This is a genomic window from Candidatus Methanoliparum sp. LAM-1, from assembly GCF_020885915.1.
Taxonomy (GTDB): Archaea; Halobacteriota; Methanoliparia; order Methanoliparales; family Methanoliparaceae; genus Methanoliparum; species Methanoliparum thermophilum.
This window is the reverse complement of record NZ_AP025251.1, coordinates 617,817-642,251: the sequence shown is the minus strand read 5'-3', so window position 1 is coordinate 642,251 and position 24,435 is coordinate 617,817. Positions and strand designations below refer to the sequence as shown.

The 24,435-nt window shown below is 34.3% G+C and carries 26 protein-coding genes and 3 tRNA genes; 10 read left to right on the top strand and 19 right to left on the bottom strand.

Going from position 1 to position 24,435, the window contains the following annotated elements:
• Positions 1-81: 81 nt before the first annotated feature.
• Complete coding sequence (locus LPC15_RS03545; RefSeq protein ID WP_229234003.1) at positions 82-873, top strand: sulfide-dependent adenosine diphosphate thiazole synthase; 792 nt, start codon at positions 82-84, stop codon at positions 871-873.
• Here the strand turns inward: LPC15_RS03545 and LPC15_RS03540 are convergent.
• The 10 genes from LPC15_RS03540 to LPC15_RS03495 form a co-directional block, all read right to left on the bottom strand.
• Complete coding sequence (locus LPC15_RS03540) at positions 870-1,871, bottom strand: class I SAM-dependent methyltransferase (protein WP_229234002.1); 1,002 nt, start codon at positions 1,869-1,871, stop codon at positions 870-872. The genes LPC15_RS03545 and LPC15_RS03540 overlap by 4 nt on opposite strands.
• Positions 1,868-2,338, bottom strand: coding sequence for a hypothetical protein (locus LPC15_RS03535; RefSeq protein WP_229234001.1), 471 nt, complete (start codon positions 2,336-2,338; stop codon positions 1,868-1,870). The genes LPC15_RS03540 and LPC15_RS03535 overlap by 4 nt, the downstream gene beginning before the upstream one ends.
• Positions 2,339-2,540: 202 nt before the next feature.
• Positions 2,541-3,077 (bottom strand): tyrosine-type recombinase/integrase, encoded by a 537-nt coding sequence (locus LPC15_RS03530; RefSeq protein WP_229234000.1) that lies wholly within the window; start codon positions 3,075-3,077, stop codon positions 2,541-2,543.
• A gap of 129 nt (positions 3,078-3,206) precedes the next feature.
• On the bottom strand, positions 3,207-5,981 hold the full coding sequence (locus LPC15_RS03525) for a DEAD/DEAH box helicase (RefSeq protein WP_229233999.1): 2,775 nt from the start codon (positions 5,979-5,981) through the stop codon (positions 3,207-3,209).
• 33 nt (positions 5,982-6,014) lie between these two features.
• Positions 6,015-6,794, bottom strand: coding sequence for a metallophosphoesterase (locus LPC15_RS03520; RefSeq protein WP_229233998.1), 780 nt, complete (start codon positions 6,792-6,794; stop codon positions 6,015-6,017).
• Complete coding sequence (locus LPC15_RS03515; protein WP_229233997.1) at positions 6,730-7,788, bottom strand: glycosyltransferase; 1,059 nt, start codon at positions 7,786-7,788, stop codon at positions 6,730-6,732. Before LPC15_RS03515 ends, LPC15_RS03520 begins: the two co-directional genes overlap by 65 nt.
• 50 nt (positions 7,789-7,838) lie before the next feature.
• Positions 7,839-8,258 carry a GIY-YIG nuclease family protein gene (locus tag LPC15_RS03510; RefSeq protein ID WP_229233996.1) on the bottom strand — a complete coding sequence of 140 codons (420 nt, stop codon included), beginning with the start codon at positions 8,256-8,258 and terminating at the stop codon, positions 7,839-7,841.
• A 54-nt stretch (positions 8,259-8,312) separates the two neighbouring features.
• Positions 8,313-9,602: a prephenate dehydrogenase/arogenate dehydrogenase family protein gene (locus tag LPC15_RS03505; RefSeq protein ID WP_229233995.1), complete on the bottom strand. Its 1,290-nt coding sequence runs from the start codon at positions 9,600-9,602 to the stop codon at positions 8,313-8,315.
• Positions 9,603-9,605: 3 nt separating this feature from the next.
• Positions 9,606-10,406 carry a shikimate dehydrogenase gene (gene aroE, locus LPC15_RS03500; RefSeq protein WP_229233994.1) on the bottom strand — a complete coding sequence of 267 codons (801 nt, stop codon included), beginning with the start codon at positions 10,404-10,406 and terminating at the stop codon, positions 9,606-9,608.
• On the bottom strand, positions 10,406-11,185 hold the full coding sequence (locus LPC15_RS03495; protein WP_229233993.1) for an NAD(+)/NADH kinase: 780 nt from the start codon (positions 11,183-11,185) through the stop codon (positions 10,406-10,408). The genes aroE and LPC15_RS03495 overlap by 1 nt, the downstream gene beginning before the upstream one ends.
• Positions 11,186-11,246: 61 nt before the next feature.
• Here LPC15_RS03495 and pyrE point away from each other — a divergent pair, with 61 nt between their 5' ends.
• The 3 genes from pyrE (at position 11,247) to LPC15_RS03480 (ending at position 12,612) form a co-directional block, all read left to right on the top strand.
• Positions 11,247-11,759, top strand: a complete 513-nt coding sequence (gene pyrE, locus LPC15_RS03490; protein ID WP_229233992.1) for an orotate phosphoribosyltransferase — start codon at positions 11,247-11,249, stop codon at positions 11,757-11,759.
• Positions 11,756-12,517, top strand: a complete 762-nt coding sequence (gene larB, locus LPC15_RS03485) for a nickel pincer cofactor biosynthesis protein LarB (protein ID WP_229233991.1) — start codon at positions 11,756-11,758, stop codon at positions 12,515-12,517. The genes pyrE and larB overlap by 4 nt, the downstream gene beginning before the upstream one ends.
• 13 nt (positions 12,518-12,530) lie before the next feature.
• Positions 12,531-12,612 (top strand) — tRNA-Leu (locus LPC15_RS03480).
• Here LPC15_RS03480 and truA read toward each other — a convergent pair.
• Positions 12,594-13,418, bottom strand: a complete 825-nt coding sequence (truA, locus tag LPC15_RS03475) for a tRNA pseudouridine(38-40) synthase TruA (protein ID WP_229233990.1) — start codon at positions 13,416-13,418, stop codon at positions 12,594-12,596. The two genes, LPC15_RS03480 and truA, sit on opposite strands and share 19 nt — an antisense overlap.
• Before the next feature lie 141 nt (positions 13,419-13,559).
• Here truA and LPC15_RS03470 point away from each other — a divergent pair, with 141 nt between their 5' ends.
• From LPC15_RS03470 to LPC15_RS03460, 3 genes are read left to right on the top strand one after another with little or no spacing between them, the layout of a single operon-like run.
• Complete coding sequence (locus LPC15_RS03470) at positions 13,560-14,642, top strand: ATP-grasp domain-containing protein (protein WP_229233989.1); 1,083 nt, start codon at positions 13,560-13,562, stop codon at positions 14,640-14,642.
• Positions 14,643-15,152, top strand: a complete 510-nt coding sequence (locus LPC15_RS03465) for a hypothetical protein (protein WP_229235324.1) — start codon at positions 14,643-14,645, stop codon at positions 15,150-15,152. It abuts the gene before it with no gap.
• Between the two features lie 18 nt (positions 15,153-15,170).
• Complete coding sequence (locus tag LPC15_RS03460; RefSeq protein WP_229235323.1) at positions 15,171-15,797, top strand: rhomboid family intramembrane serine protease; 627 nt, start codon at positions 15,171-15,173, stop codon at positions 15,795-15,797.
• On the opposite strand, the gene LPC15_RS03455 is transcribed toward LPC15_RS03460, so the two are convergent.
• Positions 15,779-15,851, bottom strand: a tRNA-Ile gene (locus tag LPC15_RS03455). The two genes, LPC15_RS03460 and LPC15_RS03455, sit on opposite strands and share 19 nt — an antisense overlap.
• 127 nt (positions 15,852-15,978) lie before the next feature.
• On the opposite strand from LPC15_RS03455, the gene LPC15_RS03450 reads away from it, so the two are divergent.
• Both LPC15_RS03450 and LPC15_RS03445 read left to right on the top strand, forming a co-directional pair.
• Positions 15,979-17,043, top strand: a complete 1,065-nt coding sequence (locus LPC15_RS03450) for an OBG GTPase family GTP-binding protein (protein WP_229235322.1) — start codon at positions 15,979-15,981, stop codon at positions 17,041-17,043.
• 8 nt (positions 17,044-17,051) lie between these two features.
• A tRNA-Thr gene (locus LPC15_RS03445) sits at positions 17,052-17,124 on the top strand.
• A 29-nt stretch (positions 17,125-17,153) separates the two neighbouring features.
• Here LPC15_RS03445 and LPC15_RS03440 read toward each other — a convergent pair.
• On the bottom strand, positions 17,154-18,311 hold the full coding sequence (locus LPC15_RS03440) for an HD domain-containing protein (protein WP_229235321.1): 1,158 nt from the start codon (positions 18,309-18,311) through the stop codon (positions 17,154-17,156).
• A 106-nt stretch (positions 18,312-18,417) separates the two neighbouring features.
• Here LPC15_RS03440 and cofD point away from each other — a divergent pair, with 106 nt between their 5' ends.
• Positions 18,418-19,341, top strand: coding sequence for a 2-phospho-L-lactate transferase (cofD, locus tag LPC15_RS03435; RefSeq protein WP_229235320.1), 924 nt, complete (start codon positions 18,418-18,420; stop codon positions 19,339-19,341).
• Here the strand turns inward: cofD and LPC15_RS03430 are convergent.
• The 6 genes from LPC15_RS03430 to LPC15_RS03405 form a co-directional block, all read right to left on the bottom strand.
• Positions 19,312-20,475 (bottom strand): nicotinate phosphoribosyltransferase, encoded by a 1,164-nt coding sequence (locus LPC15_RS03430; RefSeq protein ID WP_229235319.1) that lies wholly within the window; start codon positions 20,473-20,475, stop codon positions 19,312-19,314. The two genes, cofD and LPC15_RS03430, sit on opposite strands and share 30 nt — an antisense overlap.
• A 129-nt stretch (positions 20,476-20,604) precedes the next feature.
• Positions 20,605-21,444, bottom strand: coding sequence for a DUF2325 domain-containing protein (locus tag LPC15_RS03425; RefSeq protein ID WP_229235318.1), 840 nt, complete (start codon positions 21,442-21,444; stop codon positions 20,605-20,607).
• Positions 21,375-21,761 carry an ERCC4 domain-containing protein gene (locus LPC15_RS03420; protein WP_229235317.1) on the bottom strand — a complete coding sequence of 129 codons (387 nt, stop codon included), beginning with the start codon at positions 21,759-21,761 and terminating at the stop codon, positions 21,375-21,377. Before LPC15_RS03420 ends, LPC15_RS03425 begins: the two co-directional genes overlap by 70 nt.
• 314 nt (positions 21,762-22,075) lie before the next feature.
• Complete coding sequence (locus tag LPC15_RS03415) at positions 22,076-22,591, bottom strand: metal-dependent transcriptional regulator (protein ID WP_229235316.1); 516 nt, start codon at positions 22,589-22,591, stop codon at positions 22,076-22,078.
• Positions 22,592-22,708: 117 nt separating this feature from the next.
• On the bottom strand, positions 22,709-24,127 hold the full coding sequence (locus LPC15_RS03410; protein WP_229235315.1) for a hypothetical protein: 1,419 nt from the start codon (positions 24,125-24,127) through the stop codon (positions 22,709-22,711).
• Positions 24,128-24,177: 50 nt separating this feature from the next.
• The gene (locus LPC15_RS03405) at positions 24,178-24,420 is read right to left on the bottom strand and encodes a hypothetical protein (protein WP_229234630.1); all 243 of its coding nucleotides are present in this window, start codon (positions 24,418-24,420) and stop codon (positions 24,178-24,180) included.
• Positions 24,421-24,435: the final 15 nt, after the last annotated feature.

Sequence of the window (24,435 nt, the reverse complement as noted above, 5' to 3'; positions counted from 1 at the left end):
TTTCAACATTAATAAAAATTACGAACAATATTTTTTTTAAAAGAAATATATAAATAGCCGTTTTATATTAATGTGGATAATATGATCGATGAGATAGATATTACTCGTACAATAATCGAAGGTTATGTAGAAGATTTTTTGAAAAATATTGATATAGATGTTGCTATTGCCGGTGCAGGACCATCTGGTATGGTGGCTGCATATTATTTGGCAAAAAACGGATACCACGTTGTAGTATTCGAGGGAAAATTAAGCATCGGCGGAGGAATGCTCGGTGGCGGAATGATGTTTTCAAAGATTGTTATTCAAGAAGAAGTTATACCAGTAATAGACGAATTTGGTATAAAATATACTAAACATAAAAATCTATATTTATTAGATGCATTAGAAACCGCATCATCGTTATGTTTATCGGCTATAAGATCTGGTGCTAAGATATTTAATCTGATAACTGTAGTAGATGTCTTAATAAGAGATACCAAAATAGAAGGCTTAGTCCTAAATTGGAGTCCTATAGATATGATAAACCTGCATATAGATCCTTTATCAATTAGAGCAAAGATGGTGATAGATGCTACAGGGCATACTGCAGATATAGCACGGATTATTGAGAAGAAGATAGGTAAGTGTCTTGCAACAGAAACAGGTGGTCTTATTGGTGAAAAAAGTATGTGGGCTGAAAAAGGGGAGAGAGAGATTATCGGCAATACAAAAGAGGTTTATCCTGGACTCGTCGTAACAGGCATGGCGGCAAACGCAGTCTTTGGTTCACCAAGAATGGGAGCAATATTTGGCGGGATGTTGTTATCAGGTAAAAAGGCTGCAGAAGTGGTGATAGATAAATTAAAAAGCGCAGAAAATAGTTCGTTTTAGATTTTATTATTTACCTTTGATTCATCTCTATTTTTTGTTTTTTCGTTAGAGATACTGAACTCTATACATAGATGGTAACAATGAGGCGAATAAGATCTGACGATCCTTTTATTATGGATAAATATATCTCCAGCGATCTCTTCAATTTTTTTAATATGCTCTTTAAACAGATCTTCTTTATTATTCTCTTTACCAAAAGTATAAAAATAAACGATTCCATCTTTCTTGATCAAGTTTGTAGCTTTTTCTAAAAAATTGTAAGTATTGAACGGTAGATTCATTATAATATGATCGGCAACATTATACTTGGATAAGACGGATCCTGAATCTCCTACTATTATATTTAAATTGCTTCCTATATTGTTCAATTTTTTATTCTCGATCAAATACTTTATAGCATAACGATTGCAATCTACTGCAACGACCGTACAATTTTTTTTTGCTGCTGGAATTGAGAAAGGGCCCACACCAGCAAACATGTCTATAACAAAATCGTTGTTATTTATCTTTTCTATAACCCGTCTCCGTTCTGTAGACAATCTTGGATTAAAATATGCCTTTTCTATATCTAATTTGTATAGACAACCATTCTCCTTATGTATCGTCTCAGTCCTCTTCTCTCCTGCTATATATTCGTATTCTCTCGTTCTAAATATGCCCTCTACAGATGATGCCTTCCTCAATACTACTCTTATATTCTTCCTTTTAAGCAAAACTTCTGCCACTCTTTCAGCATCTTCCAAACCTAATGGGAGGATGGCAATATCTCCCACTATATCATACGGAATACGAGGAATATCAGATCTCTTTTCCTGTTCTTTAAAATCCATCTTAACAAACGTAAGACTGTTTTTGTAATCCATTATCGAGTGTTGAACTGGAAAATAGATATAAAAATCGTCTTTTAAGATGGTAAGATCCTCTCTAATAAATTCTTTAATCTCTCTCCTCAATATTTCTGCTCTCTTTTTATTAACCTTTACCGCAAGACTCCTCATAATCTACAAAATCTTCTCTCTTTTTTATCTACTAATAAAAAAGTATCAGGTGCTGTAGAATTTATCTCTTTTTCACCTAGTATAACCCTATATTCCCTGTTGTTTCTATCTCCACGCCACTCCAATATATTTTCTTTGCACATTCTCGATAGATACGTAGATACTGTACTCATCTTTATTTTATCGTTATACTCTTTGTCAAACCTCTCTTTAACCTCTTTGGATGTAAACCATCTATCCGAAAATTCAAAGACAACGAACCGTTTAAACCGGTCTATAAGCGAAGACTTAAAACGTGGCACCTCTTGATAAGAATAAGATGCATCACTGATTGAAGATGATGGCAATTTCAATCCTTCAATAAATAATCCTATCAATTTATAGATCTCACTAAGATCTTTATCAGATGTAACCTCTATACACGATTTATTCCCATCTTCTTCAATCTCGATGCATATTTTTTTCACGGCATCCCATCCCTTTGTGTGAATTTACAAGATGTGATCACAATCTGTGAATTCACAAGTTAATCTTGAGTTTCTCATAATATAAATCTTTTGGTTTGTTCGGTATAAGATGCTATGTTGTATAAGGATTAACACAATTTGATATCATCTACTAGATGTAATAAGCTTGATTAGCATTTTTTTATCTATACACAATTCACATTTATCTATCCCAAACCATATAGTATTCCTCTTTTATATCGCTCAAAGTCAAATCCAGATATTTCTGAGTAGTAGCAAGATCAGAATGTCCCAGTATCTTCTGCAATGCTCTTAAATTACCCCCACGTTTTAAAAAATAAACGGCAAAAGAATGCCTGAACGTGTGCGGATGGATATTCTTATAGTCTAATCCGCTTTTTTTGGCATACATCTTGACTATCTGGAAGATCCTAACTCGTGTTATATTGAAGATGTAATCCGATCTCGTTTTTTTATCTATCAGATATTTTTTGATCCTGTTTAGTAGATCTTCAGTAATAGGGACGTATCTATCTTTGTTACCCTTGGACTGTTCTATCTTTATTATACTATCATCCCAAAAAATGTTCCTCTCTTTTAAAGAGCATACCTCGGATACACGTAGACCACATCGCCACATCAATAAGAGTATTAGATAATTTCGCTCGTTATTCTCTGCATGTTTAAGAATTGTTTCAACCTCGTTCTCATTTAAGTAAGATGGTAATCGGTATTTCATAATTTAACAAAATGTGTCTTTTGTTAAATATAAGCTTATTCATACATCACTAATAAACACATTCTACGATCAAGGTATTAAAAATTATAGGATTAGTTGACTATCGAGCGTTATTTATGCTGATATGTATTAGTTCCAAAAGATCCTAGTTCTCGCAAAATCTCTTTCCGTATCAAGGATATTTTTATAAAAATCCTCCTCGGTAATAGGACGACTAAGTATTTTAGCCGCTGTTTTTGGTCCTATTCCATGTGCAGCCAATACGATAACCGCTTTTTTGCCATAAGAAAGAACAAGGTTTGCATTTTTATATATCTTAATGATCTCTTTATTATCTGAGGGAGATCTACTCTTCTTAATAAGTCCTATCTTATCTGCATCCCATGGTTTGAGAGCGGCTATAAGCTTGGCTCCACAGACCGGACAGATGATCTCATCCTGGATAAACCTAATCCTAATCTTTCTATTCCATTTTAGACAATTAAGACAGAATAATACTATATAATCATCCATTATTCTCTCCTTTACTCTTTTTATGACTAGATCATCTATATTATCAGACGAGATCACTGATCTGAACGAGAAATATTTTTCTAAACTTAACGGAGTCAATCCAGGCATAGTCAATACTTTTATATCTCCGTTTTTTATCCTCTCAAGTATCAATTTAGAGTTTTTAAAATCCATTCTATCAAAAAAAACTTCGTTGACAGCTTCATCATAGATTAGATTATCTTTGAATAACTGTAATAATTTTTTAGAGGATATTTTATCATAATTAAAATCTTTCGATAAAGCACCAATCCTTTTTGCTACTACTATAATCTTCCATTTTAGTATAGAAGTATTCTTTAATGAGAGTTTAATAATGCCTTCTAGATGAGAAGGATCTATATTGGTAAATGTATCATATATAATATTAAGAGGCACATGCTTCGGGAATTCAAGCTTTATCCTGTACGGATCTATTCCCATACTGACATTAATCCCGAGACGCGCGGATAATAAAGCACTTAACCCCGATCCGATGGTCTCGTTTACCTTATGGCCTGCACAGATGTTTATAACAGCTGTATCTCCATCACCCTCAATAGTTATTACCTCGTCGTTAGGTATAACCCCTTTCTTCTTCTGATGCTCTAATAGATTAGAGACTTTAAGATAAGATCCTTCATCAGTGAGGTAGAGAAGATCTTCAACCTTACCTGCAGCAAATACCCTACGAATCTTGCCAACCTCCCTTGCAACATCAAAAGGTACAGGAATCTCCTCACCAGACCAGTTCGGTACATCTCCTTCATTACTGGTTGCAGGTACAACCTCTACCGTCTTATTGTCTATTGTTACAACCCTCCATAGCTCTCCTTTTATGATAAAAGTAGACCCTTCTCTTAGAAAAGATGCTACAAAACTCTCATCTAACGTTCCTAAATTCCTTCTACTTACGAAATCTATAACATAAAACTTTCTTTCGTCAGGAATCATAGAGATATTATCATAATAATGCCGATAGGTCCTTCTCCTTAGCTTAATCAACATATTATCTCTCTCGGATCGGTCGAGAAATATCTGTCCTAAATCGTTTAACTCGTTTAAAAGCCTAAAAAATTCTTCAGCCGTCAAAGTTTTATACGGATAGGCTTTTTTTACCATATTAAAAAAATCGATCGCATCAATGGTTTTATTTTCTATCAAAGATCCGTATATCTGGTTGGCTAATACATCGTACGAATTTTTTATGATATCGACATCTTCTAACTCATTATGTAACCCTTTTCTTGCTATAACCCAAGATTCTGTTATATCATCAGGGAATGTAGCAATTATCAATCCACGCGATACTTTATGTATAGAATGTCCTGCCCGTCCAATCCTTTGTAAAAGCCTATTAACCCGTCTGGGCGAGGAATATTGGATGACAACATCTATATCACCTACATCGATCCCCAATTCCATCGAAGAAGTGCATACCAACGCTTTGATATCGCCTTTTTTAAAACTTTCCTCTATGCTTATCCTTACATCTTTTGATAGAGATCCGTGATGCACCTCGCAGGAGAGACCGAGCATCTTTAATCTTGATCCTATAATCTCTGCAACTTGCCTTGTGTTGACAAAAATAAGAGTAGATCTACTCTTTTTAGCAATATCACAAATCTTCTTTAAACATGCAAATAATTCAAGATCGATAGATAATTCTTTTGCCTTTTCTGCATCCTTTTCGTCTGGCATACCGGTAGAAACATCAATCTCTAAAGATTTGTCTGATTGCACCTCCACTATTTCACAAGCCCTATCGTTACCAACTAGAAACATACCCACTTCTTCCTTATTCTTGATCGTCGCAGATAGACCTATACGCTGTATATTGTTATTACATATCCTTTCAAGGCGTTCAAGAGCAATAGATAATTGTATGCCTCGCTTAGATGAGGCTAACTCATGTATCTCATCTAAAATTACGAATTTAACATCAATCAATAATTTTTTTAAATTTTTGCCGAGAAACAACAATTGAAACGTTTCTGGTGTGGTTATGAGGATGTCAGGAGGATCTATGGTCTGTTTTCTTCGTTCAGACTCAGGTGTATCCCCATGTCTTACCATGACCTTTATCCCGAGTTTTTTACCCCACTCTTCCAGCCTTTTCAAGATATCCCTATTCAACGCTCTAAGAGGCGTGATGTATATCGCAAAGATACCGTCCCTTCTATCTTCGTTCAAAAATTTATGAAATATCGGCAAGATAGCCGCCTCGGTCTTTCCCGTTCCGGTAGGAGAGATCAAAAGAACATTCTTTCCATCCAATATTAATGGTATTGACCTTATCTGTATATCCGTCGGGTTTAAATCGGTAATTATAGACTTTATCCTCTCATCCAATATATCAAAAACATTATTCATCTATACACAACAATAAATTTAAAATCGTATAAATTATATAATAAAACCAAGATCGGTACCATCTAAAAGATACGCTCTTACTTTTTTAATGGAAAATATACTCTCAATAAATCCAAAGGATCGACTTTTCATAATATTTATAGCCAAACCACCACATAGGTCGTTAAATGCTGGAATAACTACTAGTTCGTTCATAGCAAATTTATCTTTTTTATTGATAGGAACTCTTAGCCAGATAGGTAAGATGTTTGATATTCCTAAATCATCCGTTAATCTTATCATAGGATGAATATGTGCCATTATTCCTGTTTTACAATCTAATACATCATTAAATGGGTATGCATGCCCATGAAATAATCCAAATCCATGATATGAGAAACCTCTCCCATCGTATAAAAAAATATTTTCTCTATTTGGAATTAAATCTTCTAGGTTTCCATCATGGTTTCCTTTCACGATATATACATCAGAATAATTTGATATTTCTAAAAAGAAGTCTGGTATCTCTTTTTTTTCTTGTTTGCTGGTATAGGGAACGTTATGTTTTATATCTCCCAAAAATATTACATCTTTCGGGGCAAAATCATCGATTATAGTTATAATCTTCTTTAATAACCTCTCTGTCTGGCTTGATATATTGATCCCGTTTTTCATCAGTTCGTACTCAATACCTAGATGAAGATCGGCCAGAACGATCGTTTTTCTATTTAAAAAGAGTATAGGTATGTCTGGTAAAGGTTCTAACATATCAAACAAATTCTCTTTCCAATTGTTCCCACCTTTTATCGTTCTTGATATACCTGAATATTGCATTGAAACTGGAAAACTCCATAAGGTAAGGATAAACCATCAATGCTACAAATTTCTCTAGCAAACTCCGTATGTTTCTTAATCCATTCTTTTTTATAGAGTCCTGTATAACTCTACAATAATACATCATAAAAAAAGGCTGTAATGCCACTATATTAAAAGGCAAAAAAACAAATAATAGCCACGAGATCTTAATTGATCTATTCTTAATATATAAAAAATCGTTAAAATGAGCATTTATCCCCTCAAGATGCCCTATCATCCACCTAATACGCTGTTTATAAAAATCGTTCAAAGTTAACGGTGCTTGCTCTTTTACTATCGCTTTATCTGTATATACAATTTTTAGAGAATTTATATAGATCCTTTCACATATATCGAGATCCTCACATATCTTATTTTCATCAAAAAACCCTATCTTATCGAATAAATCTCCTCTTACAAGCCCGATTAATCCATTAAAATGTTTGTAAGAATAAAAAAAATCCGAAAATCTATATAGATCGTTGATTAATAGATATTCCACCCCGACCAATTTCTGGATAAAACTCTCTTCGTTAATTATAAACCTAGGACCACTAACCAGCGCTATATTGTCGTTGAGATTGGTCTCGAATACATCGATGCATCTGTCTATAAAATCCTCCTTTGGTCTGCTATCCACATCAAAAAAAGCTAAAAAATCCGGCTTTGTATCACTGCTGTAAATTTTTTCAAGAGCATCGTTTAATGCGGCAGCCTTTTTACCTTGAGACGGCAGTCTAAAGATAAATTCTATAGATTCATCTTTTTTCGCATTAGCTATATCTTCAAGATAAACCCTCTTCTTACTATCGTCTATCACATAAATTATCTTCAGATCTACTTTTTTATTATAATCGGAATATTTTTTGACCGATTCCATTGATTCTATTGACTTTTTTACCAGCTCAACCGGTTCGGATGATGATACAGGGATTATTGCGATAGTTTTGTATAGAGGCTTTTTTTCTAACATCTTTTCATCTTATAGATTTATGGTTAATAAAATTAATCAATAAAAATAGGTTAAAACGAACTATCTATGTATCTATGCGCATCTATTAAAGCCATCAGAATCTTTTTTTTGGAAGGTGAGTAATGTAGATGAGTATAACAATTGCAATCTGAACAACCAAAACCTTCTATACCATCAAATTCATCCGATAATAAATTTGCAATCATACATTCCATCTTTTTATCTGTTTTTCTCAATAAAAATCCTATAATAGTCATATAGTCATTTAAATAATCTATATGCCACCATCTTTTATAGTTCTTTGGACCTCTACAGATATTATCGTAATTAAAATTTATTAGGTGCCGATGGATACGATGATAACTATTTATTCCAAAAGCAGATCCTGTATAAACAAAATATCCTTTTTTAAAATGAATAGTTTCTAAAGATCCGACATTAATCTTATTTTCGGTTTTATTCTCTAACAAAAGATTGTATATGGTACCATACATACTATAATTCTTATATTTTTAACGTTATAATTATCTTATCTTACCACCGACTCCCGATAAAAATGTTTTAATCTTCTTTTCTATCTCTAAAATATTCTTATCTTCGCAAACAAAGATCCTAAAAGTAAAACTTTTCTTCTCTTTGAATACATCTATCAATTCTACCTCATCCGCTCCGTACATGCTTATTACTCTAGATAGAGTATCGGGGGATATATTATCAAAATTTTCAAACTGGACGGATATGTCCCTTTTTAATCTTTTTAAATTTTTTAATCTCCAATCGTTCAACTCCTGATCCGACAACAATCTTAAATTCTCTACTTTAAGTCTCGTCATCTTTGAATTATTTTTATTCTTTATCAAGACATCAATTGGAGATATTTTTTCAACGATGCCATAATGTATTTTTTTAGAATAAATATGTTCGAAAGCTACCTTATCACCAATATTTATATCATTAATATCAAGAATTCTGCTTTTGAGAACTTTTTCAGATTTTTGTATAGATCTTTCTGCATCTCCAAACATTGTTGAGGTACTTACCATCTTTGATATAAAATAATCTAGATCACCAGAACGTATCGCATCATTCAGCTTTTGAGATATATCTAAAAATTTCTCTTTAACATCCATTGCAAATGGATTTTTTTGGATATATGCATAGAGATTTGGATCCTGAGCAAAAATTCTAGCCGTTATATCTAACATTACCTCATAAATAGGTGTTGCAAATCTTCTTGATCTGTTAATATCAAATCCAATCTCTTTTAAAGTAATTCCAAACGAGATTATCAGCCAATGAATCAAAGCCTGAATAACAGACATCATATAATCGTGTTCTTCGCTACTAACTATCTCAACATAAGCACCATGTTCTTCTAAAAATCTTTTTATTTTTTCTAACCACCCGTTATTTTTAACAGGGGTTAAGATGACAATTTGTCCTTTAAAATCCTGTACTGTTGGAGAAAACAAAGGATGAACTGGTATAAAATAAATTTTGTCGTTTTTAATGGCAGATACTACATCCATCTTGACAGAAGAGGTATCGAGCAGAAGAGCATCATTCCTCATTTTTTGACTAACTTCAGATATGACATCCGGGGCAACCTTCAACGGAACGGATACTATCACTATATCAAAATCTTTTATTTTATCTTTATTTGAAAAATCTACCCCAAGAGATACCGCTATTCTCTTACTATCCGGATTTGTATCGTATATTGATACATAAAAATCATCTTTTAAAATCTTGGCCAAAAATCGCCCCATTCCTCCCGCCCCACCAATTATCAGGATTTTTATTTGTTCGCACATTTTTTAATATACTGGATCAAAGAATCGAGAGATCGCGTCCTCCATAATACTGATCGGTGCTTTAATACCGGTCCATATCTCAAAAGATGCAGCACCTTGATATAAAAGCATTTTAATCCCATTTAGTGTCTTTGCTCCAACCATCTCTGCCTCTTTTAACAGCCTTGTTTTTACAGGACTATATACAAGATCAAAAACAATAAGGTCTTTATGGAGATCTTCATGATACAACAACGATTTGTCTTCATTTAAACCAACAGTAGTGGCGTTTATAAGAATATCAACGGATTTTATAATGTTAAAAACCTCTTCTAGTTTTATAGATTCTCCTCCTACTTTTTTTGCCAGATCAGATCCTTTTTTAAAAGTTCTATTTGCGATAAAGATTCTTGCATATTTGGATAAAGCGTAAGCAATCGCTTTAGCAGCACCACCAGCACCTAATATCAATATATTACGGTCTTTAATCTCGGTTATTTCTTTTAATGCCATAAATGCTCCAATTGCATCTGTATTAAATCCTTCTATCTTTTTACCAAATTTGATAGTATTTATTGCACCTATCTGTTCCGCAAGCTTATCAGGATTTGTATAATTAATTGCTTCCTCTTTAAAAGGAACCGTTACATTTAATCCACAAAAACCAAGCGAGTCAGCTCCTAATACTGCATATTTTAGTTTTTCAAAATCTACTTTAAATTTAAAATAAGTTGCATCTATATTCAAATATTTAAAAGCAGAATTATGCATTAATGGAGATAAGGAGTGTTCTACAGGATTTCCTATTATACCAAATATCTTCATCAACAACACTCTCTTAAGAATTCTTTTAATTTTGAATAGAAAGACTCTTGATCGAACGATATCAATTTTAGAGGATCGCCCTCCATTATAATAAATTCTTCCTCTTTTTTAAAGTTAGTAATACAATGTCCATCTATAATAATGATCCCATTCTTTAATGGGGTTACTTTTATTTTTGTCTCAATTGGAACGATAAGAGCCCCTATCTTTTTAGAGATAGGCGATATAGGAACCATATTGATGATATCAAGAGAAGGATAAATGATCGATCCACCCGCAGAATGTGCATACGCTGTCGATCCCATCATGGTTGAGAATATCAATCCATCTCCTCTTATTTCAAAGTCTATTCCATCTATCATGACGATTAGATCAAAAATCTTAGACGGATCCAACCGGGTTATCACGATCTCGTTCAATGCAGGTGGATAATCGTTACATCTTATGCGTCTAACCTCTTTTAAATGATAATTTTCCTCTTTCAGATCGTCGATATGATTTAAAAAATCAGAATAATTTAAAGAGCATAAAAACCCAATACCGCCTGTTTTTACTGGTAAAATAGGTACTTTTGCATATAAAGCTGATAATAACAGAGTCCCATCACCGCCCAATGTTATAATAATACCATCTTTGAAATCTTTAAAATCACAGCTATTTGCATTTAATTTTTTAGCTGTATTTACATCATAGACGACATCATCGAAGTATCTGCCTATTTGTTCAGCTTTTATGATATTCTCTTTATCTTGTTTTGATATAATCATTACCTTTAACATCTATATATAAAAAAAAAGGAAGGGTTATAAATCATTTGTGATTTTTTAGAGGTTTTAAATTATGAAACTGATCGATATGATAAAAAGATCAAATGCATTGAAGGTTGGAGATTTCACACTTAGTTCGGGAAGAAAAAGCCGATATTACATGGATAAATATCTCTTCGAAACATCTCCAAAAATCCTTAAAGAGATAGTTAAAGAGATTATTTCAAGAACCACCGGAGAGTATGATAAGATAGCAGGATTGGAACTAGGCGGGGTACCACTGGCTACTGCTTTATCCTTGTTCACGGATAAACCTTTTATTATAATACGAAAAAAAGAGAAAGAATATGGAACGAAAGCTCTTATAGAGGGAAGTATGAATGAAGGAGATAAAGTTTTGATTATAGAGGATGTCACGACTACAGGACATACTTTAATCCAAGGAATAAATATTATCGAAGAGAATGGTGGGATTATCAAAGAGATCATTATAGTTGTAGATAGAGAAGAAGGGGCAATCGAGAGATTGAGAGAGATGGGATATATCAATGTAAAAGTTTTAGTAAGACTGAACGAGATAATATGAGAGATATCTTAGAAAAATTGCAAAGTGGAAAAATTTCGATAGAAAATGCTGAAAAAGAGATATTAAACGATTTCTTTGCCATCCAACCGTTTGCATCGTTGGATATCTATAGAGAAGAGAGATGTGGGATTCCAGAGATTATTTTTGCAGAAAATAAACCTGCCGGTATATTTTTACACATTGTAGAAGAATACATGAAAAAAAAAGATATTCTTTTGGCCACAAGATTAAAAGAAGAACATTATAAAATTTTAGATGATTTGAGGAATAAATACGAACTTGATGAGAGAAAAATGGCAAGATCAATAATAATTAAACGAAAAGATTTCAGAGTTGAGGATAGTGGCCGATATGTAGGTATCATTACTGCTGGAACAAGCGATATACATGTAGCGGAGGAGGCAAAATGCGTTTTAGATATAACAGGAGTGAGGTCTATATCCTGCCACGATGTAGGCATCGCTGGTATACATCGAATAGTAGAACCTTTAAAAAAGATGCAGATAAGGAAGGTGAGATGTATAATAGTGGCAGCAGGAATGGACGGAGCGTTGCCAAGTTTTATATCAGGTCTTGTCAAATGTCCAGTAATAGGCGTACCTGTATCCACAGGGTATGGATTTGGCAAAAACGGAGTTGGTGCATTGATCGGAATGCTTCAAAGCTGTTCGCCAGGACTTGCGGTGGTTAATATCGATGCAGGAGTAAACGCTGGTGCTATCGCGTCCCTTATCGCACGAGGAATAGCATACGAATAAACAAAAATTAGATGCGGAGGTTGCCGAGTGGAAAAGGCGCTAGATTCAGGGTCTAGTTCCGTAGGGATCCGTGGGTTCAAATCCCACCCTCCGCATTAAAATAACTGTTAATCTCGCTTATGACCGACAATCGTCTTAAATGGTATGTATATTGCATATTCAAATGGTTTAAAAACCGTTTTTTTGAATAATCATCCTCATCGAATTTTATCTCTTTGTCGTATTTTATATCCATAAGAATCAACCCGTAGGACGATAATGGGGGTACTCCTTCGTTTTTTTTATTGTTCAATATCTCTTTAAACCAACGTAAATCTCTAAATCCATCTGATATCATTAATAAAGCATTGGATATTCTCCGTACCATATTCCAGGTGAAACTATCGGCAAAGATATCTATCGTCGAATAATAATCAAAACTTCTTATCTTTACATCATCTATCCGCCTAACGTTATTTTTTTTATATCGATCCTTCCTTGTAAAGTTGGTAAAATCATGTGTCCCGATCAATAATTCTACCGCATCATTTATTGCGGAAACATCGATACTTTTAGGAATAATTTGCCTATAATGTCTCTGTATAGCATCCCTTCGTGGGTTAAAAAGAGAATCTACGGTAGAATATGCCCAAAAACAGATATCTGCATCTAGTTTAGAATTAAGAATACTCGGCCGGCATAGATATGCTTTTTCATCATCGACGTTAAAAGAGACAACCTGCCCGATTGCATCTACTCCTCGATCCGTCCTTCCGCCATATCGAATCGAATCCGTCTCGTCTAATATTCCAAATTTTCGTAACGCTTTCTCTACCTCTCCCTGAATTGTCGGCTTATCATTTTGTTTTTGCATTCCAAAATAATTTTTTCCAATATATGAAAGTTTAAAAGCTACCTGCATAGAGAATATGGTGAACAATAGTATTATTACTATCTTTATTATTATTACTATTTTTATATTACTATTCCTATTTTAATTTAATTTTGTCTTTCTCTTATAACAAGAGATATTAAAAAATGGGACAGGATAGGATAGATCTCTATGATTGGAAAGATTCTTATTATCGGATCGAGTGTCAGGCATATAGTCTGTTCTGCCAAAAAAGCGGGGTATGATGTGATATCCATAGATTTTTTTGACGATTTAGATCTTGTTAGGTGCGATAAAAATCATGTTAAAATAGAAGATAACTACCTTGATAAAGCAATAGCAAAACTATCTTTCGATCATGTCGTCTTATCATCTCATATAGAATCTTTCGATATTCCTGATACTATAAAAGCTAAGATATTAGGAAACCCCATAGACAAGATGAGAGAGGTAAATAACAAATTAAAATTGGCAGAAAGATTAGACAATCTCGGGTATACACAGCCAAAATTTTACGAGGATGCAAAAATTTCCACGGTTATGAAACCTATAGAAGGTGGAGGAGGCATAAAAAATAGACTTATTAAACGGATAGAAGATATTCCTGAAGATTATGAAGGATTCTTCTTTCAAGAATATATCAAAAAAGGAGAAGATATTAGTGTGTCCTGTATCTCAAACGGGATTGATACAATATCGTTAACAGCAAATGAGCAACTAATAGGAGAAAAATTTTTAAACGCCCCCTCTCCTTTTACGTATTGCGGGAATATTGTGCCATATGTTGGGAAAAATTCAAAAAAAATAAAAAAGATTGCTTCAAATCTTATATCTGATCTAGAATTAAAAGGATTTAATGGTGTTGATTTTAAAGTAAGTAAGGATAAGGTATATGTAATAGAGGTAAATCCTAGGATTTGTGGCAGTCTGGACGCAATAGAACTTTCAACAGGGATAAACATCTTTGATATGCATGTTAAATCTTCCATAGGCATATTACCAAAGGAAGAGCCTATATCAAAAAATTTCTCAGCTCGTTCTATCGTCTTTGCTGGAGAGAATGTAAGGATAAAAGATGAATTGGATCATCGGTTCTTTAGAGACATCCCCAAAGTTGGTAGTGTCATCCAGAAGAATAGACCTATTACCAGTATAACTGTGAGTGATACATCCAGACGAAAGGTATTAAATAGAATAAAATTCATAAATAAAAAGATGCTTCCAAGATATCTCGGGATAGAAAAGGAGAGATAAATGGTAAAGATAAAAGATGAAGTATTTAAAAAATATTTAAAAAAATTGGTTGGGGATGATGGATTAGAGATAATAGAATCGATGCCAGAAAAAGAATTTACCGATATGATGATAGTGGAAAAAAGCGGATATAACCTAAATCTTGTTCGTAAAGTTCTTTCAATACTATATGAAAATAATATTGCAAGATACAGGAGAGTAAGAGATAAAGAAAGCAATTGGCTCAGTTATTATTGGAGGATAGATACAGAAAACATACAGAGAAATCTTAAAGATGAGTTAAGCCGTTTATATAGAATATTAAGCGAAAGATTAGAGTTTGAGGAGAATAACGTCTTCTTTGTCTGTTCGTCAAAAATTCCGTGTGGTAGGTATACGTTCGATTTTGCAAGCGATCATCATTTTATGTGTCCTGTATGCAGGAGTGATCTTAAAGCTGAGGATAATACAGATATCATTAAAAAATTAAAAAAAAGATTGGACGAGATCGAAAAATTAAAAATAATATAAATAAAAAGTATCGGTATCATGAAATTAGAACATAAAATTGGTATTAATCTAACAAACCTACCTTATTCATTGATCATCGTCTTTTTATGTATACTTGTTGCATTGTTTCAGGTTTTAATCCCGTTATTTACAGACATAAATATAGAGTTTATTAATCTCTTTGGATTGAGCAGATACGTCCTCTTCGTTCAACACAACATCTGGACTATCGTTACTTATATGTTTCTTCATGGGAATTTCGGTCATCTTTTCTTTAATATGATAGCACTATTCTTTTTAGGTCCAGAATTGGAGAGAAGAATAGGAAGAAAGTTATTCTTAATCGTTTATTTCGTGTCAGGCATCCTTTCGGGGGTAGGACATATCTTGTTTATCTCAAATCCTATGATCCCTGTAATAGGTGCGAGCGGCGCAATATTTGGTGTATTGGCGTGCCTTGCAATCATTGCTCCTCGTATGACAATATATATCTATTTCTTTCCTATAAAGATGATATACGCTCTATTATTCTTTATTCTTATCAATCTGATAATGCTGCCTTTAGACACAGATGTGGCGTACTTTGCACACCTGATTGGATTGATTGTAGGGTCGATCTTTGGGGTAATATTAAACAAAAAAGCGTATGGGCCCGGCCGGATTTGAACCGGCGGCCGCTCGGTTATGAGCCGAGCGCTCTAACCGCTAAGCTACGGGCCCTTGATTTGAGCTACATCTATTTATATAACAGTCTTGCTACTATTTTAATATTTTATGATTGTTGATATTAATAATATATTAAGCTTTTGTTGTTTGAAATAAGAACAAAAACTTGTGAGGAATACAGATGAAAGTAGATGATCAAATAGAGGAGATAATTAAAGAGTTAAAAAATACTCCTTATAATAAAGCTACAGAACATCATATTGGAAGATTAAAAGCAAAATTAGCCAGATTAAGAGAAGAATCTGAAAAAAGATCATCCTCAAGAGGGCCTAAAAAAGAGACTATCCGCAGAGTTGGAGATGCAACCGTAATATTAATTGGGCCTCCATCCGTTGGAAAATCTACTCTTTTTAATAAACTAACATATTCAAATTCGGAAGTAGGCACATACGATTTTACTACGGTCGATGTAATTTCGGGTGTATTAAGATACAAAGGTGCAAAAATCCAGATATTAGATGTTCCCGGTCTTATAAAAGATTTAAGAGGAATGGGAAGAATGGTAGCATCTTACATAAGAGCGTCGGATTTAATAGTAATTATGACAGATCCATACAATCTAAATGCCTTTGATGAGATAGAAGAAGAGCTTTATAATATTGGGATACGATTAAATCGGAAGAGAACCGATATATCCATCAAAAAAAAATTAACCGGTGGTATAAAGATAAATTCCACAGTAGAACAGGAGATAAGTGATGATGTATTTAAAGAGATACTTAAAGAATACAAGATACATAATGCAGAGATAATTATACGGGAGAATATAGATATAAATAGCTTTATAGATGCGTTGCATAGTAACAGAACGTATATAAAATGCATAAAAGTTATTAATAAGATAGACTTAATCAATGAAGAGAACAAAAGAAAAAATAATAATATATTAGAGATCTCTGCCGAGAAAGATATTAATTTAAACCTCCTTAAAGAGACGATATTGAACAAACTCGATCTGATACCAGTTTACATGAAAAAAAGATCAAAAGTAGATTATGACGAGCCAATTATTATCAAGAGAGGATCGACGGTAGAAGATGTATGTGAGAGGATACATAAAGATTTTGTTAAAAGATTTAAATATGCAAGAGTGGTAGGAAGTTCTGTTAAATATGATAACCAGAAGGTAGGACTATCACATGTATTGGATGCCGGAGATATCTTAACAATAGTCTTAAAGCGATAACAAGATACGCCTCGGTGGCTCAGCTGGCAGAGCGCGTCCTTGGTAAGGACGAAGTCAGGGGTTCAAATCCCCTCCGAGGCTTATTTGATTCTTAAAATTGTTAATTATCTTTAATCATGAATGTTTAATATATCATATGCAGCCTTTTTAACTTTATCTTTATACTCCTTTAATGTATAAATACCAAATTTCCAATCATCAGCTTCTGCTTTATCTAGAACGCGGATTAAGGATGAGACGTCTTTTAACGATTTTATCTCATCATCTATCCTGAACGGAATATCAAAACTATCTTTATGGTATTCGGGTATATCTAATATCACATATCTCTCGTCTATCCCGGCACTCTGGGCAATCTCCATCTCGTATTTTTCTCGATTTGTTTTATATTCATATATCGTCTTCTCGTCAAATATCGATATATCTTGATATATCGCTCGTTTAAATAAATTTCTCGTCTCTATTCTATCTATTATCCTTTTGGGATAACCGCTGGAATTTTTTAACAACATATGAATCTCATAATCGTCCATATCTCTTAAAACAAAAGGGTCGGCTTTTTCACTATCTAAAAGATCAATCAGCGCCTTTTTTAGCATAGATTCTGCTATTCTTGATACATGATGATAATAGACTGCACGGGACATCAAAAATCGAGAGACACATAAAGATTCAACCGCTTGAAGCCCTTTATTCTCGATAACAAGCATATTATCAACGAAAGTTATCTCCTGAACCAGCCTATTAAGATCGATGAATCCGTACGTGACGCCGGTATAATAAGAATCTCTTGCAAGATAATCCATCTTGTCTATATCTATAGGCCCGTTTAGTATTTTACCCAAAGGTTTTTTCCTGTTAATAATATCTAAAATATCGCTTTTTTTAAGATCAGTATCATCTAAAACTGACGAGATCGTCTCTTTTTCTAAAATCCTTCCAACATCTTCGTGTGTCTCTTTTGTATATTTCTTTATAACCTCTTCTGAATCATGAGAGTATGGACTATGCCCAACATCGTGTAGAAGTGCTGAAATTTTTAATAATTTCTGATCATATTCGTCTAAATCTTTTGAGAATATATCCGCAAGATACATCACTCCTAACGAGTGTTCAAATCTAGTATGCGTCGCTCCGGGGTATACTAAATAAGTCAATCCTAACTGTTTAATCCTTCTAAGTCGCTGTATCTCAGGTGTATCTATAAATCGGATACATGTATCGGATACATGGATATTTTTATGTATAGGATCTCTGATTATCTTCATGATTATTTTTTCCACCTTAAGTTATTCTTGACAAAAACTATATATCTACAATAGTTTAAATAAAAGCTTTTAATTAATGTTTAATGTTTTTATTAAATAAAACGTGATGAAGATGATCGTATTATCTGGTGGGACAGGAACACCGAAACTTATTTCTGGGCTAAAACAGATCGATGAAGATTTTAATATAATTGTGAATACAGGAGAAGACTACTGGATATCAGGGAATTTAATATCACCCGATATAGACTCGGTAATCTACACTCTGGCAGGAATAATCGATAAAGAAAGATGGTGGGGGATAAAAGACGATACGTTTGTTACGCATGAAGAGATCAGCAGAATGGCATATAACGCAAAAGTTAAAGGCGAATGGATGCAGATAGGTGATCTGGATAGAGCAACACATATTTTTAGGTCAGATTTAATAAGAGAGAATAAAAATAAGACAGAAGCAACGTTAATATTAGCAAAATATTTCGGAATCAAACAAAAAGTATTGCCGATGTGCAACGAGGATATCAATACAATCATAAAGACTGGAGAGGGAGAGATGCATTTTCAGGAGTTCTGGGTTTATAGAAGAGGAGAACCCTTAGTAGAAGATGTATACTTCCGTAATATAGAAAAGGCAAAGATAACGAAAGAGATAGATCGTCTTTTAAAAGAGGAAGATACGGTATTGATAGGGCCAAGCAACCCTATCTCGAGTATATTACCGATCCTTTCGGTAGAAAATTTTAGAGAGAGGCTTAAAGATAAGTATGTCATATCGATATCCCCGATCATTGGAGAAAAACCAATAAGTGGCCCGGCAGCATCTTTTATGCAAGTAAAAGGGTTAGAGGTATCATCAAACGGGGTGGCTGAATTTTATAAGGATATTTTAGACGTTTTTGTGGTAGATTATAGAGATAATATGATAGATAAGAAAAAAATAAAGGATATCGATCTATATGCTACCGATATTTTGATAGAAAACGATGAGAAAAGCAAGAAATTAGCTCAATTTATCAGAAACCTTCTTTAATTTACGTATAATCTTCAATTCTTTCAATAATAGTTCTCTCGCATCGTTTATAGAATACTCTCTTAATATCTTACCATCTTTGATAATTGGTTTTAACAAAGGATCACCATCTGTTTTCTCTTTATCGGGTAAAACCTTATCTTCTAAAGTATTCCAGTCTCTATATACTTGTTTTTTACCACCATACTTGCCTCTCTTGGCTACAGGCTTTCCTTCTACCTCTACGATATCCAAAGCAAAATCAATAGGTTTTGCACCCGCAATGGCAGTCCCAACACCGAATACTTCTACAATATCTTTCAATTCTAATATATCATCCTCGTCTATTCCACCAGTTACAAATATTCCTACGTTTTTGAATCCACGAATATCCAGCTCCCACCTAACTTCTTTTATTATCTCTTTAAAATTACCTCTTCTCGATGCAGGAGTATCCAATCTGACCAATTTTAATCTGTCTTTTAATGTTTCAGCAGCCATTATAGCCTCGGTTTTCTCATCGTAATAAGTATCAATAAGACAGATTCTCGGCACTTCTTGAGATATAACCTCATCAAAAGCTTTCCATGCTTCTATCTGGTCACCCATTATTATAATCAAAGAATGGGGAATAGTACCGGCTGCCTCTTTTCCTATACTTTTACTGGCTATTACGTTGCTTATTCCGTCCGTTCCCCCTATTATTGCAGATCTTTCTACTACCGTGGCAAGTGCAGGATGTTGTCTTCTTGTTCCAAAAGATATCACTTTTCTATCACCGGCGGTATACTTTATTCTTGCTGCTTTAGTAGCAATCCCGCTTTCGTGGCAGAGAAAGCCGAGCAGAGATGTCTCATACCTTGCAAAATCTAAGTATTTACCTTCTATACGTAATACCGGTTCTCTAGAATAAAAGATAGATCCTTCGTCCATTGCATATACATCAACAGGTAATCCTTCTAAAAGGTTGACAACGTCTTCTAATCCAGCCAAAACAGCCCAATCCTTTATAGAACTTACGGTAACCTCTGCTACAACAGTTGGATTTATCTTTTTGGTGTTTAAAATATCTTCCGTTCTTAAAAAATAGATGTCTGTTGCCAATCCTTTTTTTATATCCTCACTATCTACAATTAAAAATTTTTTTTCAGCCATATAGATCATCGATTTTTATATCTTATTACCTTCATATACTACACAAAATAAATATTTCTTTTATTCTATTATAAATCTTTAGGGATGCAATTGAAAATAGAAAGACAACTAAATAAGCCTGTATAAGAATTAGAGGTCAGCTATCCCACATATTCTATCCTCATAACGCTCTTTCGATCTTGAGTCTTGATATATTGCGAAATCGATCAATTTTTTTCTAAAAGTTGTCAAACCAGAGCTTTTAAAGAAACAATAGGGCTTATTCTTGGATTTACACACCTTCTTAGCATAACGACATGCATTATGGCTGTTCATATCTACAGAACAAAATAGCACATCTGCCTTTCCTACAAGCTCTTCTATCTCTTTCTTATATACCGAACACCTCCCAAAATGATGATAAAAAACGCCATAAAAAGATTTAACGGTCTCTCTATAGAATGGTATAAGTGATTCTACGCCGCCAATAAGGGCAATATTTTTACCTTCGAGGGACAGATTGTCGTCTACATCTTCAATACATTCCTTATAACAAAAAATAGGTTTATTAGCAGTTTTTTCGATCAATTCTTCGTTTAATACATCTATCTCATCTGTTAAAAGCTTAACTTCTCTTTTTAACTCTTTTACATTTTTTAATGCTCTTTCTTCGCCAAAATCATCCCATTTTTTCTTTAATTCCATATTCAACCGCCTTTCCTCCTCCAACTCGATTAAAAGTCTCGATTTATCCGACTTAATCTCCTCCATCTCGGACTTAAATTGGTCTATCCTCTTTTTTAATCGTTCAAAATTTCTCTTTAATTTACCATTTGATGCCAATCTCGACCTAAGCTCGGATATCACCTCCATATCCGTCCCGCCGAGTGGTAATTCTCTACAAAGATCGTCATAAAACCTTAAAGCTCGATGTTCTTTTTGATGAACAGCATTGAATACTCTTCCTTCTGACTTCGTGCAGCAAACCAAATGAGAGCAGCGAGGGGAACATCTTTGAATTTATCTCCCCCTTCAATGAGAAGACAGATATCTTCCTGATCAAGCCCCTCCAACCTCTTTTTATATCGTTCAAACCTCCCTCTCAATCTCTTATCTATGTATTCCGAGACAAAATTGCGTTCTGCACACGCTCGAACCAACGCACTATGCATATCAGATTCGGTTAAAAATTGATAACCGTCGACCTTCAACTCTTTGAAGATAGTATTCATCTCGATACGGTCAAACGTAAGTCCCAATATTCTGCAGATTGTAAAACCTTCAAAATCCCAAATCTTTCTCTCCATCTTATATCATACCTTATTTTTAGGTGATCCTAATATCTGTCATACTATTAGATATACAAGTAATATAGCCTAAAAAAAATATAGCCTAAAAAAGCTCGATTTTAGATAAAAAACCTAAATTAGGTTGATATTTTAGGAAAAAACCTAATCTCTATTGAGTATAGATAGGGATATGTAGAATTGTATGGACTCTGCAAAGGCAAATACACTGGCTATGAAGGCATATTTGGTGTGTCAAAAGTAGCGAATTTGTCTATCCATTCTTAATAAGAATGGCCTCCTATGATAATAAAGAGTAAGATGGGTGCATAAGTTTAAAAACTTCTATTTTTTATCCCGATCTCTCTATCTATACTTAATAAATATGTTTTATCCTTTTTATTCTCTTTGCACTCGTGCTTTCCGTTTTCACAAAATCTTTCAAAGTGTTTTAGCCAGTTTGGATGATTTGGAGCAGATTTTACAAATTTTACCAGGTTTTTTATCTGTTCTATCGTCTCCAAATGTAATTCATGCTCGATGATACATGCATCCAAATCAGCTATCCGTCTTGGCACGTTTATCATCTCTAAAAATTCCCTTATCGTGATGTGTCTATCATTTATGATTCTTCCTATCTTTTCTCCAGCAGGTGTAAGCACCACATACTCATGTCTTCTATATGTTACAAGCCTATTATCGTTTAATCTCTTTAACATCTCTACAACGCTAGATGGTCTCACATTTAAATACGAAGATATGTCTTTTACCCTTGCATATTTTTTCTCCTTTTGTATATTGAAGATCGCTTCGAGATAGTCTTCGCTCCTTCTTGATAATATTTTGTCCACTATTTAGGGTTCCCAAATAAAAATATTTAAAGTTTTTGGCTAACCTAAGATTAAAGTTAATTATAGATAAAGATAAATTTATATGAAAAATAAAAAAAAGAGTGATAGATTTATCTATCAAAGGTTTGATCCAGCATAAATTTTATCTATCGCCATTGAGATCTGTTTATAATATCCTTCGGCGTATCCGTCGATCCATCCGTCCGTGATTACTACGTCCATCCCGTCGTATTCAAACTCTGTTCTGTACTTTATGAGGCCATCTTCGTAGTATTCTTCCCATGCAGGAGGCTCCAATCCCCAGGCCTCTCTAAGTCCGATCAACGTCTCGTATCCAGAGTTTCCGACTTCGTATGGAACGTCTATGCAATACTCGTATCCTTCTTTTACCGCTTTATCTGCCGCCTCTTTTATAGAGAGAATCTCGTTATCTGGATCCATCATCCCATCTGCCATTTCTGCGTATACCTGCCAAACAACTATCTTTCCTCTCCAGTTTTTAACGATATCCAAGTTGTATATCTCGTTTTTAGCTCCATCGAATGCCTCTTTTGCATATTCGTGATATGGCTCATCTCCCCAAATACCTGAACAAGGCATTCCATGATGATTTAGGATAACAACAACGTCTTTATCATTCTGTATTTTTTTCAACTCTTCTTCTACCTTATTTGCAACACCTTTATTATACGCATCCGTTCCACCTATCTGCCTCGTTGTAATAATATTAACATCTAATCCCTTCTCCTTTAGATATTCAGGTATCTCTCCTGCTGGATGCTCGAACTCCGAGAAGCATACGTAGGCTTCCGCCAATACGAGATCCTTAACTCCCTCCTCTTTCACCAATTTCTCTGCCGCGACCCTGAAATCTGGAAAACCCGGACGAGCTGCACCAAATCCTCTCCCGATGATGATCTTATCACCGTATCTCTCTTTCAACATCGATTCTACCTCATCCATTATTCTCTGCTCTCGCCCCCCACCAGGATTATAGTTATCCATTTTTTGATATAAACCATACATGTCCAAGCCCATATACTCCCAAAAGTCTGATTCTCCCTTTCCTGGTCCGTCTGGTGCTAAATAGTAAGGATGTTGAGGCATCATCTCCCCTATCATAGGTATCGAGCCGAAGATCGATACGAACGACCTGGATACCCATTTATAATCTTCACCTTCGTAAGAGTTTCCCCAGGCATCAATCAGGTTCGGATCATCTTTTGGCTTGGAAGCAAATGGATCATCTCTATCCACAAGCAACGTGCCGGAATCCATCATATCCAATAATTTTTCAGCGGTTGTTGCCATATAAGGCATCTCCATCATCTTCATTCCCGCTTCCATGTAGTTATGAATAAAATTTTTCCATCCAACATACGCATCGGCATCGTATCTTTCTGGCTCACCAAAACCTATCAGTAACACGCCAACTTTTTCTTCTTGCTCTGATGCCAAAATAGATGGGGAGAATAGCATAAATAATAGAGTTGCCACAAAGAGCAGACCAACCAACTTATTCTTCGATCTCTTCATATCTTTTACTCCACTTATTTTATTTAATTTTTGATTTATTCACCTTTTATCTATTCGGCCATAACCTCCTCGGGCAAAACCTTAAAGATAGCCGCCACCATACCCAGCATTATGATGAGTACTCCGATGATCACTACTATAATGCCGGCGATCGGCCCGGCAATCCCTGCCATCATTCCTTTCATGAATATCATGAGACCTCCAACTGAAACGAGTGTCCCGATGATGCACGGTAGAACCGCATACGCCAACCACTTTGGTAACGCCTTCAATGCTTTCTTATATTCAACCATTTTCATCACTCCTTT

Coding starts and splice junctions, on each gene's coding strand:
- pyrE (WP_229233992.1), top strand. CDS start 11,247: ATGAAACTGATCGATATGATAAAAAGATCAAATGCATTGAAGGTTGGA.
- LPC15_RS03450 (WP_229235322.1), top strand. CDS start 15,979: ATGAAAGTAGATGATCAAATAGAGGAGATAATTAAAGAGTTAAAAAAT.
- LPC15_RS03440 (WP_229235321.1), bottom strand. CDS start 18,311: ATGAAGATAATCAGAGATCCTATACATAAAAATATCCATGTATCCGAT.
- cofD (WP_229235320.1), top strand. CDS start 18,418: ATGAAGATGATCGTATTATCTGGTGGGACAGGAACACCGAAACTTATT.
- larB (WP_229233991.1), top strand. CDS start 11,756: ATGAGAGATATCTTAGAAAAATTGCAAAGTGGAAAAATTTCGATAGAA.
- truA (WP_229233990.1), bottom strand. CDS start 13,418: ATGCAGGTAGCTTTTAAACTTTCATATATTGGAAAAAATTATTTTGGA.
- LPC15_RS03505 (WP_229233995.1), bottom strand. CDS start 9,602: ATGTGCGAACAAATAAAAATCCTGATAATTGGTGGGGCGGGAGGAATG.
- LPC15_RS03420 (WP_229235317.1), bottom strand. CDS start 21,761: ATGGAGAGAAAGATTTGGGATTTTGAAGGTTTTACAATCTGCAGAATA.
- LPC15_RS03405 (WP_229234630.1), bottom strand. CDS start 24,420: ATGGTTGAATATAAGAAAGCATTGAAGGCGTTACCAAAGTGGTTGGCG.
- LPC15_RS03515 (WP_229233997.1), bottom strand. CDS start 7,788: ATGTTAGAAAAAAAGCCTCTATACAAAACTATCGCAATAATCCCTGTA.
- LPC15_RS03530 (WP_229234000.1), bottom strand. CDS start 3,077: ATGAAATACCGATTACCATCTTACTTAAATGAGAACGAGGTTGAAACA.
- LPC15_RS03495 (WP_229233993.1), bottom strand. CDS start 11,185: ATGTTAAAGGTAATGATTATATCAAAACAAGATAAAGAGAATATCATA.
- LPC15_RS03430 (WP_229235319.1), bottom strand. CDS start 20,475: ATGGCTGAAAAAAAATTTTTAATTGTAGATAGTGAGGATATAAAAAAA.
- LPC15_RS03470 (WP_229233989.1), top strand. CDS start 13,560: ATGATTGGAAAGATTCTTATTATCGGATCGAGTGTCAGGCATATAGTC.
- LPC15_RS03410 (WP_229235315.1), bottom strand. CDS start 24,127: ATGAAGAGATCGAAGAATAAGTTGGTTGGTCTGCTCTTTGTGGCAACT.
- LPC15_RS03460 (WP_229235323.1), top strand. CDS start 15,171: ATGAAATTAGAACATAAAATTGGTATTAATCTAACAAACCTACCTTAT.
- LPC15_RS03465 (WP_229235324.1), top strand. CDS start 14,643: ATGGTAAAGATAAAAGATGAAGTATTTAAAAAATATTTAAAAAAATTG.
- LPC15_RS03525 (WP_229233999.1), bottom strand. CDS start 5,981: ATGAATAATGTTTTTGATATATTGGATGAGAGGATAAAGTCTATAATT.
- LPC15_RS03545 (WP_229234003.1), top strand. CDS start 82: ATGATCGATGAGATAGATATTACTCGTACAATAATCGAAGGTTATGTA.
- LPC15_RS03520 (WP_229233998.1), bottom strand. CDS start 6,794: ATGCAATATTCAGGTATATCAAGAACGATAAAAGGTGGGAACAATTGG.
- LPC15_RS03540 (WP_229234002.1), bottom strand. CDS start 1,871: ATGAGGAGTCTTGCGGTAAAGGTTAATAAAAAGAGAGCAGAAATATTG.
- aroE (WP_229233994.1), bottom strand. CDS start 10,406: ATGAAGATATTTGGTATAATAGGAAATCCTGTAGAACACTCCTTATCT.